Annotated in this window: 11 protein-coding genes and 1 pseudogene; 9 read left to right on the top strand and 3 right to left on the bottom strand. The window is 75.3% G+C overall.

Translation table 11 applies throughout. The features are described 5' to 3' along the window. The 7 genes and pseudogenes from V6V16_RS22060 to V6V16_RS22030 form a co-directional block, all read left to right on the top strand. Positions 1-403, top strand: a pseudogene (locus tag V6V16_RS22060) (nitrate- and nitrite sensing domain-containing protein); the annotation flags it as partial. Then, on the top strand, positions 403-822 hold the full coding sequence (locus V6V16_RS22055; protein ID WP_334564888.1) for a roadblock/LC7 domain-containing protein: 420 nt from the start codon (positions 403-405) through the stop codon (positions 820-822). The pseudogene V6V16_RS22060 and the gene V6V16_RS22055, both read left to right, overlap by 1 nt. Then, positions 812-1,201, top strand: a complete 390-nt coding sequence (locus V6V16_RS22050; protein WP_334564886.1) for a DUF742 domain-containing protein — start codon at positions 812-814, stop codon at positions 1,199-1,201. Before V6V16_RS22055 ends, V6V16_RS22050 begins: the two co-directional genes overlap by 11 nt. After that, a complete protein-coding gene (locus tag V6V16_RS22045; protein WP_334564884.1) occupies positions 1,182-1,784 on the top strand; it encodes a GTP-binding protein in 603 nt (200 codons plus the stop codon). Before V6V16_RS22050 ends, V6V16_RS22045 begins: the two co-directional genes overlap by 20 nt. 147 nt (positions 1,785-1,931) lie before the next feature. Continuing rightward, the gene (locus V6V16_RS22040; RefSeq protein WP_334564883.1) at positions 1,932-2,969 is read left to right on the top strand and encodes a lactonase family protein; all 1,038 of its coding nucleotides are present in this window, start codon (positions 1,932-1,934) and stop codon (positions 2,967-2,969) included. Between the two features lie 143 nt (positions 2,970-3,112). Next, positions 3,113-4,873 carry a substrate-binding domain-containing protein gene (locus tag V6V16_RS22035; RefSeq protein WP_334564882.1) on the top strand — a complete coding sequence of 587 codons (1,761 nt, stop codon included), beginning with the start codon at positions 3,113-3,115 and terminating at the stop codon, positions 4,871-4,873. A gap of 212 nt (positions 4,874-5,085) precedes the next feature. After that, a complete protein-coding gene (locus V6V16_RS22030; RefSeq protein ID WP_334564880.1) occupies positions 5,086-6,567 on the top strand; it encodes a sugar transferase in 1,482 nt (493 codons plus the stop codon). A gap of 10 nt (positions 6,568-6,577) precedes the next feature. Here V6V16_RS22030 and V6V16_RS22025 read toward each other — a convergent pair whose 3' ends face one another. Continuing rightward, positions 6,578-7,708 carry a PP2C family protein-serine/threonine phosphatase gene (locus V6V16_RS22025; RefSeq protein WP_334564878.1) on the bottom strand — a complete coding sequence of 377 codons (1,131 nt, stop codon included), beginning with the start codon at positions 7,706-7,708 and terminating at the stop codon, positions 6,578-6,580. Between the two features lie 57 nt (positions 7,709-7,765). Between V6V16_RS22025 and V6V16_RS22020 the strand changes: the two genes are divergently transcribed. Further along, on the top strand, positions 7,766-8,335 hold the full coding sequence (locus V6V16_RS22020; RefSeq protein ID WP_334564876.1) for a MarR family winged helix-turn-helix transcriptional regulator: 570 nt from the start codon (positions 7,766-7,768) through the stop codon (positions 8,333-8,335). Positions 8,336-8,348: 13 nt separating this feature from the next. Here V6V16_RS22020 and V6V16_RS22015 read toward each other — a convergent pair whose 3' ends face one another. Both V6V16_RS22015 and V6V16_RS22010 read right to left on the bottom strand, forming a co-directional pair. Then, positions 8,349-10,013 carry a PP2C family protein-serine/threonine phosphatase gene (locus V6V16_RS22015; RefSeq protein WP_334564875.1) on the bottom strand — a complete coding sequence of 555 codons (1,665 nt, stop codon included), beginning with the start codon at positions 10,011-10,013 and terminating at the stop codon, positions 8,349-8,351. A gap of 126 nt (positions 10,014-10,139) precedes the next feature. Continuing rightward, positions 10,140-11,405 carry an ROK family protein gene (locus V6V16_RS22010; RefSeq protein WP_442934130.1) on the bottom strand — a complete coding sequence of 422 codons (1,266 nt, stop codon included), beginning with the start codon at positions 11,403-11,405 and terminating at the stop codon, positions 10,140-10,142. Positions 11,406-11,454: 49 nt separating this feature from the next. On the opposite strand from V6V16_RS22010, the gene xylA reads away from it, so the two are divergent. Next, the gene (gene xylA, locus V6V16_RS22005) at positions 11,455-12,642 is read left to right on the top strand and encodes a xylose isomerase (RefSeq protein WP_334564872.1); all 1,188 of its coding nucleotides are present in this window, start codon (positions 11,455-11,457) and stop codon (positions 12,640-12,642) included.

Here is a 12,642-nt window from a genome sequence, read left to right as displayed (position 1 = left end):
TTGCCCGGCCCCGGGGGGCGAGCCCGCCGGCGGCCCCCCGCCCCCGGGCGAGGCGGTCGGGGAGGTCGACGGGCTGCCCCGACGGGTGCGCCGGCGGGGGCCGGTGGCCCGGCCCCGGAGACCGGCCGTGGACGCCCCCGGCGCCCGCCCGTCCGCCGGGGACGCCCCGGGACGCCGGTCGGTGCTCGACGGGCCGACGGTGCGGCAACCCGTCATCGACAGCCCCGCCCCGCGGAGCCCGGAGGAGGCGCGGCGGACCATGTCGGCCCTGCAGTCGGGCACCGCCCGAGGCCGGGCCGCGGCCGCCAGGCCGGCGCCGGAGACGGCCGCGGACCCGAGCCCGACGCCGGCCGAGCGGCCGGCGGACCCCGAACCGATGACCGCGACTGAGAGGGACGCCTGATGCATCCGACGAGGCAGAGCGCCGATCTCGACTGGTTGCTCGACGACCTGGTGGAGCGGGTGCCGCCCGCCCGCCAGGCGGTGGTGCTCTCGGCGGACGGGCTGCTGATCGGCTCCTCCGCCGTTCCGGACCGCGCCGACGCCGAGCACCTGGCCGCGCTGGCCTCCGGCTTCTCCAGCCTGGCCCGGGGCGCGAGCCGGCACGTGGCCGGCGGGGCGGTCCGGCAGACCGTGGTGGAGATGGAGTCGGCGTACCTCTTCGTCACCGCCGCCGGCCAGGGCGCCTGTCTGGCGGTGGTCGCCGAGGCGGACGCGGACATCGGCCTGGTGGCGTACGAGATGGCGATGCTCGTCACCCGGGTCGGCGAGAACCTGAGCGCCCCGGCCCGATCCACGGCGGGGGCCGCCGATGCGGGCTGAGTCGCCCGGGCCGCAGCACGAGTGGCTGGACGACGACGCCGGCCCGGTCGTGCGGCCCTACACCCTCACCGGTGGCCGGGTCCGGTCCGCCGGCGACGGCTTCGACCTGGTCGCGTACGTGCTGGCCGAGCCGGGCGCCGACCCGGCGGTCCATCCGGAACTGCACCCCGAGCACCGGCGCCTGGTGGAGCTGGCCGCCCGCCCGGTTCCGGTGGCCGAGCTGGCGGCCGATCTAGACCTCGCGGTGGGCGTGGTCCGCGTGCTCCTCGGCGACCTGCTGGCGCGGGGACTCGTCGCGGTGCACCAGCCGACGGCCGCCGCCTACCTGCCCGACGACGACATCCTCAAGGCGGTGGTCAGTGGACTCCGTGCGCTATGACCGACCCGGATCCGGCTCCCGGATCCCGCTCGCGCTGAAGATCCTGGTCGCCGGGGGGTTCGGCGCCGGCAAGACGACACTGGTGAGCGCGCTGAGCGAGGTGCGCCCGTTGCAGACCGAGGAGGTGCTGACCGGTGCCGGCATCGGCACCGACGACCTCTCCGGCGTCGAGGCGAAGTCGACCACCACGGTGGCGATGGACTTCGGCCGGATCACGATCAACGACGACCTCCAGGTCTATCTCTTCGGCACCCCCGGCCAGGACCGCTTCTGGTTCCTCTGGGACGAGCTGGCGTTCGGGGCGCTCGGCGCGGTGGTGCTCGCCGACACCCGCCGGCTGGCGGACTGCTTCCCCTCGATCGACTACTTCGAGCAGCGGGGCGTCCCCTTCGTGGTGGGGGTGAACTGCTTCGACGACGCCCGCCGGTTCAGCCTGGAGACCGTACGCCAGGCGCTGGACCTCGACCCCGACGTGCCGCTGGTGCTCTGCGACGCGCGCGACCGGCAGTCCGGCAAGGAGGTGCTGATCGCGCTGGTCGAGCACGTGGCGCGGCAGCGCGGCGAGCCGGTGCCGGCGGCCTGAGAGCCGCGCGGTGGTGGTCGCGGCGGTCCCGGCGCGGCGGCGGTCGGGCCGGGAGCGCGTGATCCGGCGCGGTTTTCGGGGCTAAGAAGGTGCCCGACCGGGAAGGCTCTGGTGGGATCGACGGAGGAAGCGGCGAAGGGTGGACCGGTGACAGGTCAGGGCGGGATCGTCCATATCGGCGGCTACACGGCACACAGCGGCGGCCGGGGCACGGGCATCGTCGCCGCCCGGCGCGACCCCGGCTCCGGCGAGCTGTCCCCGCTCGGCACCGTCGCGGTCACACCCTCGCCCTCCTTCCTCGCCCGGCATCCGCGGCTGCCGGTGCTCTACGCCGTTAACGAACTGCCCGACGGGCAGCTCAGCGCGTACCGGATCGGCGCCGACGGCGGCCTGGCCCCGCTCGGCGTCCGGCCCACCGGGGGCGCGGAGCCCTGCCACCTGGCGGTCCTGCCGGACGGCGGTCACCTCGTGGTGGCCAACTACGGCGGCGGCAGCGTGACGGTCTTCCCGCTGGACGCCGACGGGGTGCCCGGCGAGCGCAGCGACCTGGTCGAGCACGAGGGGCACGGGCCGGATCCGGAGCGTCAGGACCACGCCCACGCCCACATGGTCGTCCCCGCCCCGGGACGCGGTCCGCTGCTCGCCGTCGACCTGGGCACCGACTCGATCCACCCGTACGACCTGGACGCCGCCGCCGGCCGGCTGGTGCCCGCGGCGCCCCCGGTGCGCACCGCCCCCGGCGTCGGCCCCCGGCACCTGGCCCGGCACCCGGACGGGCGGCGCTGCTGGGTGGCGGGGGAGCTGGACGGATCGGTCACCGCGTACGAGCTGACCGCCGACGGCGTGCCGCGCGAGCGGGGCCGGGTCGAGGCCAGCGACCGGTCCGGGCACGTCCAGCCGTCGGAGATCGCGGTCGAGCCGGGAGGGCGCTTCCTCTACGTCGCCAACCGCGGGGTGGGCACGATCGCGGTCTTCACCGTCGACGGCGAGCTGCCGGAGCTGGTGGCCGAGGTGGACACGGGCGGGGAGTGGCCCCGGCACTTCGCCCTCGTCGGGGAGCACCTCTACGTCGCGGACGAGCGGGCCGACATGGTCCGGGTCTTCCGGGTGGACCCGGCCACCGGCGTACCGGCCCCGGTGGGGGAGCCGGTCGCGGTGCCGAGCCCCACCTGCGTCCTGCCCTGAGCAGGCACTTTGCCCCGACAGATCAACTAGCAGCGGCGAACCGGTTACCCAGGGTCACGATTTTGTGATCAACTGACTATTCTGCGTAACTTTCGTCCGAACGGTTGTGGCAGTCCCACCTGCGGGTACGCAAGATGGTCAGCGTGTCAGCAGGTCGCCATCGCATGCGTACGAGTCTCCACGCAACCACCGCCGCCGCCGCCGTGGGCGTCCTCGCCGTCACGGCCGGCGGCTGGTTCGGCTACCAGCAGCTGGCGCAACCGGACTGCTCGGGGCGGATCGAGCTCTCCGTCGCCGTCGCCGCGGAGCTGGCCCCGGCCGTCGACGACGCCGCCGCCCAGTGGGTGAGGGATGGCGCCGCCGTCGGTGGCACCTGCATCGCGGTGAACGTCTCGGCGACCAACCCGGTCGACGTCGCCGCCACGGTCGCCGCCAAGCACGGCGTCACCCTGGCCGGCGTCGGGCAGGCCAGCGGCACGTCGGTGAGCCCGGACGTCTGGGTCCCCGACTCCTCCACCTGGCTGCTGCGGCTCAAGACCGGTGGCGCCACCGCCTTCGACCCGGGCAACGGGGCGTCCATCGCGCGCAGCCCCGTGGTGGTGGCGATGCCGGAACCGGTCGCCGCGCGGCTGGGCTGGCCGCAGAAGAAGTTCAGCTGGACCCAGCTGCTGGAGCAGGTGCAGAGCGACAAGCCGCTGCGCACCGGCATCGTCGAGCCCACCCGGGACGCCGCCGGGCTCTCCGGCCTGCTCTCGCTGACCGCCGCCGCCAGCGCCTCCGGCGGCCCCGACGCCGAGAAGGAGAAGGTCGCCGCGCTGCGCGCGCTGGCCACCGGTCGCTCGGCGCTGCGCCAGGACCTGCTCGCCCGCTTCCCGACCGCCTCGGACGCCACGACGATCGCCAGCAGCCTGGGCGCGGCGGCGCTCTCCGAAGAGGACGTGATCCAGTACAACAGCAAGAAGCCGCCGGTGCCGCTGGCCGCGCTCTACCTGGAGCCGGCGCCCGCGCCGCTGGACTACCCGTACGCGGTGCTGCCGGGCATCGAGCCGGCGAAGGCCTCGGCGGCGCGGGTGCTCTACGAGGTGCTCACCGCCGCCGGCTTCCGCGACCGGCTGGCCGCCCGGGCGCTGCGCGCGCCGGACGGCAACTGGGGCGCGGGCTTCGCCGCGCCGCAGGGGGCACCCAGCCCGGCCGGCGGCGCGCCGGCCCCGCCGGCCAACGGCGGCGGCTCGGCTCCCGGCGGGCTCGACCCGCAGGCCATGGACCGCGCGGTCTCCAGCTGGTCGATCGCCACCCAGTCCGGCCGCATGCTCGCCGTCATCGACGTCTCCGGCTCGATGAAGGAGAAGGTCGCCAACGCCGGCGACGCGACCCGGCAGCAGGTCACCGTCGAGGCCGCCCGGCGAGGGCTGAACCTCTTCGACGACTCCTGGTCGATCGGCCTCTGGACCTTCTCCACCGAGCTGGTCGGCCCCCGCGACCACCGGGAGCTCCTCCCCATCGCGCCGCTGTCCCGCCAGCGCGGCAGGCTGGAGCAGTCCCTCGGCTCCATCCGCTCCTCCGACGGCAGCACCGGCCTCTACGACACGGTGCTGGCGGCGTACCAGGAGGTGCAGGAGAACTGGGAGCCGGGCCGGGTCAACTCGATCGTGCTCTTCACCGACGGCAAGAACGAGGACAGCAAGGGCATCACGCAGCAGCGGCTGCTGACCGAGCTCGACAAGATCAAGGATCCGGAACGGCCGGTGCAGGTCGTGATCATCGGCATCGGCGGGGACGTGAGCAAGGCCGAGCTGAAGTCGATCACGGACGTGACCGGTGGCGGCGCCTTCGTCACCGAGGACCCTACGAAGATCGGCGACATCTTCCTCAAGGCGATCGCGCTGCGCAAGGCCCCGGCCTGAGCCGCCGCGCAGGGCGAAACGGGCCCCTCGTACCGTGACCCGGGGCCGCGGCCCCCTTCCGCGCGTGCCGGGGGATCGGGAAAAGTGACGGCAATGTGTCCGAGGCGATGGGCGAGCATGGTTCTCGGGGCACGATGACATGGTGCCCTGACGGTCGGCCCGCGCCACGAACCCGGCGGGCGGGCCGTCGGCGACCGGAGTGGGGAGGGTCGATGACCTCAGCGACGCTGTTGACCCCCGCCAGCACGTCGTCGAGGCCCGACGAGGCACGCTCCGGGCCGGCCCGCGCCCGCGAACGCGCCTACGTACGTTCACTGGTGGTGCTCGACACCACCGTGCTGACCGTCGCCGTGCTGGTCGGCTACGTGGCGCGGTTCGGCGACGAGGCCCCGGGCGGCTCGAAGATCCCCTACATCCTGGTGGCCCCCGGGCTGGTCCTCGTCTGGCTGATCTCGCTGCGGGTGCTGCGCTGCTACGACGACCGTGTCCTCGGCTACGGCGCCGACGAGTACCGCCGGGTCGGCACGGCCAGCGTGCGCCTCGCGGGCGGCATCGCGATCTTCGGTTACATCGCCGACGTCGCCGTCTCCCGGGGGTTCCTCGCCATCTCCCTCGCCGTCGGCATGGTCGGCCTGGAGACGGCCCGGTTCGCCGCCCGCAAGCGGCTGCACCGGGCACGGTCCGTCGGCGCCGGCTGGTCGCGCAAGGTGCTGGTGGTCGGCGACACCGCACACGTCCTGGAGCTGGTGCACACCCTGCGCCGCGAGCCGTACGCGGGTTACCAGGTGGTCGGTGCCTGCATCCCGGACGCGCTGCTCGCCCCCGTCGCGCAGCGGCTGGGCGACGTGCCGGTGGTCGGCTCGTTCCGGGGCATCCCCGAGGCGGCCGCCGCCATCGGCGCGGACACCGTCGCGGTGACGGCCTCCGGTGAGCTGACCGCGACCCGGCTGCGCCGGCTGGGCTGGCAGCTGGAGGGCACCGGCATCGACCTGGTGGTGGCGCCCGCTCTGACGGACGTGGCCGGTCCGCGCATCCACACCCGGCCGGTCGCCGGCCTGCCGCTGATCCACGTCGAGGCCCCCGAGTTCCGGGGGGCCCGCAAGCTGGTCAAGGGCTTCGTCGACCGGGCCGTCTCGTCGGTGGCCCTGACGCTGCTGCTGCCGCTGCTGGCCGCCGTCGCGCTGGCGATCAAGATCGACAGCCGGGGCCCGGTACTGTTCCGTCAGACCCGGGTCGGGCAGGGCGGCCAGGAGTTCGGGGTCTACAAGTTCCGCACCATGGTGGCCAACGCCGACGCCCTGCTGGCCGAGCTGGCCGCCCGCAACGAGACCGACGGCCTGATGTTCAAGATGCGCGACGACCCCCGGGTGACCCGGATCGGGCGGCTGCTGCGCAAGTGGTCGCTGGACGAGCTGCCACAGCTGGTCAACGTCCTGCTCGGGCACATGAGCCTGGTCGGCCCCCGCCCGCCGCTCCCCTCCGAGGTGGCCCGCTACGACGGCGACGTGGCCCGCCGGCTGCTGGTCAAGCCCGGCATGACGGGACTCTGGCAGGTCAGCGGCCGCTCCGACCTGAGCTGGGAGGACGGCATCCGGCTGGATCTCTACTACGTGGAGAACTGGTCGCTCGCGGCCGACCTGACGATCCTCTGGAAGACCTTCGGCGCGGTGCTCAACAGCCGCGGCGCGTACTGAGGGAGTGGCCTCAGTCCTGCGGGCCGGTCCAGTCCAGGCACACCACCACCGCGTCGTCGATCAGGTCGCCGGCGACGAACGCGCGCAGGTCGCCGATCAGTGAACGCACGGCGTCCAGCGGCTCCATCGGCCCGGTCCGGCGCAGGAACCGGTCCAGGGCGGTCTCGCCGTACCGGACGTCCTTGCCGGTCGCGTCGATGACGCCGTCGCTGACCACGAAGAGCCGGTCGTCGCGACACAGCTCGAAGCGCTGCTCCCGGTAGTCGGTGGCCTCGAACATGCCGAGCGGGAACTGCGCCTCCAGCGGCAACTCGCGGCTCTCCCCCTCGCGCAGCAGCATGAGGCGGGGCGACCCGGCGTCGACCACCGTGAGCACCCCCGAGCGCAGGTCGAGTTCCATCAGCAGCGCCGCGAGGTGCCGGTCGCCCCGGTGCAGGTCGTAGATCGCCTGGTCGGCGAGGGCCGCCTGGTCGGCGAGGCCGAGCCCGGACCGGCGGGCGTTGCGCAGCGCGTGGGTGGCGAGCGAGGTGAGCATCGAGGCGGCCACCCCCTCGCCCGTGCCGTTGATGGTCGAGAGCCAGACCCGGGCGCCGTCGTCGGACCAGTCGAAGCTGTCCCCCCGCACGGCGTACGCCGGCTCCAGCTGACCGGCGAGGCGGAACGAAGGGCGGGTGCGGCTGCGGCCGGGGAGCATCTCCCACTGCATCTCGGCGGCGAGGGTGAGCCGCCGGCTGCGCCGGGCGGAGCGGTACACGTCCGTGCCGTCGGTGACGGCGGCGATCTCGTGGGCCAGCGCGGTCGCGACCTCGGTCAGCTCGTCGAGCGCGGTCGGCCGCTCCGGCACGGGGGCCACCACCAGCACGCCGCGGCGTTCCCCGCGCATGGACGCCGGCAGGTATCCGGTGCCGTCGGCGACGACCGGGGTCTGGTGGTCGAAGCACCGCCAGGCGGGATGCCCCGGCCCCGTGACGGGCTCGTCGCCGGTCAGCGGCAGCAGCGCCGCCAGGCGGTAGTCGACCTGGAGCAACTCCACCCGGGTGATCCCGTAGCCCGCGGCCAGGACGTCGGCGATCCGGTCCAGCAGGAGGTCGGCTGGCGCCTCGTTGAGGACCCGCCGTGCCCGGTTGACCGGTTCGCTCATCGTCGCTCCTTGATCACAAGCCCGGGCCAGCGGATTCGGAGGTAGTCTCGGGCCACCATGGCGGAAGTGCACGGTTCCAACGGACCCCAGACGAGTATGGCCGTCGAGCTCGACGCGGTGGCCGGTGCCCTGCTGACCGTCTGGGAAGCGGCGCGGGAGCGGACGACGAGTCGGGTCTCCGGCGCCCAGCTGCGCGCCATCATGCTCGTCGAGCAGGACGAGGGGATCAACCTGCGCCGCCTGGCCACGGGGCTCGACATGCTGCTCTCCTCCGCCAGCCGGCTCTGCGACCGCCTGGTGGCGGCGGGCATGCTCGAACGGGAGCCCGGCCGGTTCGACCGGCGGGAGATCTCGCTGCACCTCACCCCGGAGGCCCGGCGACTCCTGGCCGAGCTGCGCGACGACCGGCGCCAGCAGTTGGCGGCCATCCTGGCCGACATGACCCCCGACGGGCGGCAGTCCCTGCTGCGGGGCATGCGGGAGTTCGACGAGGCGGCGCGGCGACGGGACGCGTCGGTGCAGTCCGTGGGGGCGGCCGGGTCCTGGCCGGGTGCGCCGGTGGAGCCCTCCGTGGGGCTGCCGGAGCAGGGGTGGGCGGACGGGGCACGGGTGGCCAGGACGGCCTGACCTCGGCCGGCGGTCACGCCGCCGCGACCGCGAGCATCGCGATGTCGTCCTGGCTCTGCCCGTCGAGCCACTCGTCGACGTGCCGCAGCAGCCGGTCGACCAGGGCGGCCGGGGGCAGCCCGGCGGCCGAGGCCAGCGCCGCCTGCAGCCGTTCCTCGCCGAACATCTCCTGCCCGCCGGGGCCGCCGCGCGCCTCGACCACCCCGTCGCTGTAGGCGAGCAGCGACTCGCCGGGGGCGAGCCGGAGTTCGGCCCCGGCGAACCGGGCGTCGGCGAGCGCACCCACCGGCATCCCGCCGACCGGGACCGGGGCGACCGCGCCGTCGGGGCGCACCAGCAGCGGGGACGGGTGGCCGCCGCCGGCGATCCGGACGGTCAACCCACCGCCCGGCGCGGGGTCGAGGGTGCCGAGCAGCAGGGTGGTGAACTGGCTGCGGCGGGCCGCGTCGGGGGCGTCGAAGAGGGCCCGGTTCAGCAGCCGCAACAACTCCAGCGGCCGCTGCTCGACCAGGCGCAGTGTCCGCAGGGACTGGCGGACCCGCCCGGTGAGGACCGCCGCGCCGACGCCCTTGCCGGCGATGTCGCCGAGGGCGAACATCGCGCCCCCGGGGAGGGGGAAGACGTCGTAGAAGTCGCCGCCGATGCGCAGCCGGTCCCCGGCCGCCCGGTAGCCGCCGGCGAGGACGGCGCCCGGCACGGCCGGCAGCTCGGGCGGGAGCAGGCTGTTCTGGAGCACCCGGGCGAGGTGGACCTGCTCGCCGTAGAGCTCGACGGCGCCGAGGGCGGCGCCGGCCCGGGCGGCGAACTCCCGGGCCAGCTCGACGTCCCGCCGGTCGAAGCCGACCCGCCCGGGGGTACGGAGCAGCACCAGGGCGCCCGTGCCGCGCCCGACGCCCCGCATGGGACTGACCAAAACGGTGCCGGGCGGGCCCAGGGTCGGCGGGAGCATGGCTGCCAACTCGGCCCGCACCGGGTCCGGCCAGGGGCCGGGGTCGGCGGGCTGGCCGGCGAGCGCCTCGGCCAGGCCGGGCAGCGAGCCGGTCAGCGACCACTCGGCCAGCCCGGTCACCGGTGCGGCGTCGGTGGCGGCGTACCGGACCCAGTGCGGCCGGCCCTCCGCCGGCGGGGGCGGCAGGTGCACCGCCAGGGCCAGGTCGGCGAGGTAGGGGACGGGCAGCGTCACCGCGGCCCGCAGCGTCTGCTCCCGCTGGAGGGAGAGCCCGAGCTGGCTGCCGGCCTGGGCGAGGAACGCCGTGCGGGAACGCTCGACGCGCAACGCCTCGGCGCGCGCGTGCTCGCCGGTGACGTCCCGTACGTACCAGGCGTGCCGGCCGGCGGCCAGGTCGCGCCGCACCCCGCGTAGGCGGCGGCCGCCGTGCTCGGTGTCGAAGCGCTCCGCCCCGTCGGCCGCCGCGCCGGCCAGGGCCGGTACGGGGCAGGCCGCCAGGCCCGTGCCGGGCACGACCTCGGGGAGGAGTTCGACCGCCTTCGCGTTCACCAGCGTCACCACGCCGGCGTCGTCGGTCGTCACGACCGCCTCGGCGAGCCCGTCGAGCAGTTCGAGGGTGAGCCGGGGATCAACCGGCGGCGCGGCGCCCGAGGGCTGGCGGGTGGGCGAGCGGAGAGGCTGCCCGCCACCGGCCGGGCCCGCGACACCGCCCCGGCGGGCGGTGGTCACCGTCGCTCGCCCGGTGCCCCGGTCTGTCGACCTGTCCGCATGCTGGCAGCGCGCTCCTCGGATGGGGGTCCTTGCCTCGGACAAGCGTACCGAGGCGGGACGGCGCCGACAGCGCGGGAAGTCGGCTCAGGCCGGGCGGGCCAGCCAGCCGGCCGGGCGCGCCAGGACCCGGCGTACCACCGAACCGGCCCCGCCGACGGCCGCGGCGGCGGTGCCGAGGGCCGCCGGGCGGACGATCACCGGCGACCACGCCGCGGTGAGCACCCGCCGGGAGATCTCGGCGAGCACCGGCGGGCGCAGCCACGGGGCCAGCGGGGCGTATCCGCCGCCGAGCACCACCGTGTCCAGGTCCAGCAGGTTCACCACGCCGGCGACGGCGACCCCGAGGGCGGTCCCGGCCTCCGCGAGGGCGCGCAGCACGGCGGGCTCGCCGCCCCCGGCCAGCTCGGCCAGCCGGGTCGTCGCGGTGTCCGCGGGAAGGTCCGCGCCGCCCAGGCCGGCCGCCGCGAGGATCGCCTCCTGCCCGGCGTACGTCTCCAGGCAGCCGCGGCCGCCGCACCGGCACGGCGGACCGTCGGGGCGGACCGGGATGTGACCGATCTCGCCGCTCCAGCCGCGCGCGCCCCGGAACAGGGACCCGTCGAGCACGATCCCGGCGCCGATGCCGACCTCGCCGGAGACGTGCAGGAAGCTGGCCGGACCCGCCGGCCCGGCGTGCAGCTCGCCCAGCGCGGCGAGGTTGGCCTCGTTGTCGACCACCAGCGGCGGTACGCCGTCGACGTGGGCGGTCAGCGGCGGCCCGGCGGCGAGCAGCGCGGGAACGGGCACGTCGCGCCAGCCCAGGTTCGGCGCGAGGCGCACCAGGCCGGCGTCGTCGACCAGTCCGGGCACCGCGAGGGCCGCGCCGGCCAGGGTGAGCCCCTCGCGGGCGGCGTCGGCGCGGGCGCGGGCGGCGAGGTCGGCCAGCCGGGCGAGGGTCTCGGCGGGGGAGGCCGGCCGCAGGTCGGCGCGGAGCACGGTGTGGTGGCGGACCCGGCCGGCGAGGTCCACCACGCAGGCGGCCAGATAGTCGACGTTGACCTCCAGGCCGAGCCCGGCCGGGCCGTCGGTGGCGAGCACCAGGCCCCGCGACGGCCGTCCCGCGCCGGTCCGCGGCGTCGGCTCCGCCTCGGCGACCAACCCGCCGGCCAGCAGATCCTCCACCACGGCCGAGACGGTGGCGCGGGTGAGGCCGGTGCCGGCGGCCAGCCCGGCCCGGGAGGGCGGGCGGTCGGCGGCGGCGATCCGGCCGAGCACCACGGCGAGGTTCCACTCGCGCAGGCTGCCCTGCCGTACCGCCCCGGGCGGGGCGTCTGGTCGGGTCACCCCTTGACACTGCCACAGGCCCGCCAAATAATTCAACCACTGAACAAATAGCCGACGACACCCTCGGAGGTCCGCCATGGCACCCCGTCCCACCCCCGCCGACAAGTTCTCCTTCGGCCTCTGGACGGTGGGCTGGCAGGGCCGCGACCCGTTCGGCGACGCCACCCGCCCCGAGCTCGACCCGGTGGAGGCGGTGCACCGGCTCGCCGACCTGGGGGCGTACGGGATCACGTTCCACGACGACGACCTGGTGCCCTTCGGGGCCGACGCCGCCAGCCGGGACCAGCAGGTGGCCCGGTTCCGCAAGGCCCTCGACGAGACCGGCCTGGTGGTGCCGATGGTGACCACCAACCTCTTCACCCACCCCGTGTTCAAGGACGGCGGCTTCACCAGCAACGACCGCGACGTCCGGCGGTACGCGCTGCGCAAGGTGCTGCGCAACGTCGACCTCGCCGCGGAACTCGGCGCCCGCACCTTCGTGATGTGGGGCGGCCGGGAGGGCTCCGAGTACGACCTCGCCAAGGACGTCCAGGCCGCGCTGGAGCGCTACCGGGAGGCCGTCGACCTGCTCTGCCAGTACGTCGTCGACTCCGGCTACGACCTGCGCTTCGCCATCGAGCCCAAGCCGAACGAGCCGCGCGGCGACATCCTGCTGCCCACCGTGGGGCACGCCCTGGCGTTCATCTCCACCCTGGCCCGGCCCGACCTCGTCGGCCTCAACCCGGAGGTGGGGCACGAGCAGATGGCCGGCCTCAACTTCGCCCACGGCATCGCGCAGGCCCTCTGGCAGGGCAAGCTGTTCCACATCGACCTCAACGGCCAGCGTGGCGTCAAGTACGACCAGGACCTCGTCTTCGGCCACGGCGACCTGCTCAACGCGTTCGCCCTGGTCGATCTGCTGGAGCACGGCGCCCCCGGCGGCGGGCCCGCCTACGACGGCCCCCGGCACTTCGACTACAAGCCCTCGCGCACCGAGGACATGACCGGCGTGTGGGCGTCGGCGGAGGCCAACATGCGCACGTACCTCCTGCTCAAGGAGCGGACCGCGGCGTTCCGGGCGGACCCGGAGGTGGCCGAGGCGCTGGCCGCCAGCCGCGTCGCCGAGCTGGGCACGCCGACGCTGGCGCCGGGGGAGGGCCACGCCGAGCTGCTCGCCGACACCTCCGCCTTCGAGGAGTTCGACGTCGACACCGCCGCCGCGAGGGGCTTCGGCTTCGTCCGGCTCAACCAGCTCGCCGTCGAGCACCTGCTCGGCGCCCGCTGA

It is taken from the genome of Micromonospora sp. CPCC 205561, assembly GCF_036906775.1.
Taxonomy (GTDB): Bacteria; Actinomycetota; Actinomycetes; order Mycobacteriales; family Micromonosporaceae; genus Micromonospora.
The sequence above is the reverse complement of the archived record's forward strand: the minus strand, read 5'-3'. Positions and strand labels throughout refer to the sequence as shown.

Bases quoted from the DNA above. Each gene is read 5' to 3' on its own strand.
- V6V16_RS22055 (WP_334564888.1), top strand. From the start codon at position 403: ATGCATCCGACGAGGCAGAGCGCCGATCTCGACTGGTTGCTCGACGAC.
- V6V16_RS22050 (WP_334564886.1), top strand. From the start codon at position 812: ATGCGGGCTGAGTCGCCCGGGCCGCAGCACGAGTGGCTGGACGACGAC.
- V6V16_RS22030 (WP_334564880.1), top strand. From the start codon at position 5,086: ATGACCTCAGCGACGCTGTTGACCCCCGCCAGCACGTCGTCGAGGCCC.
- V6V16_RS22025 (WP_334564878.1), bottom strand. From the start codon at position 7,708: ATGAGCGAACCGGTCAACCGGGCACGGCGGGTCCTCAACGAGGCGCCA.
- V6V16_RS22020 (WP_334564876.1), top strand. From the start codon at position 7,766: ATGGCGGAAGTGCACGGTTCCAACGGACCCCAGACGAGTATGGCCGTC.
- xylA (WP_334564872.1), top strand. From the start codon at position 11,455: ATGGCACCCCGTCCCACCCCCGCCGACAAGTTCTCCTTCGGCCTCTGG.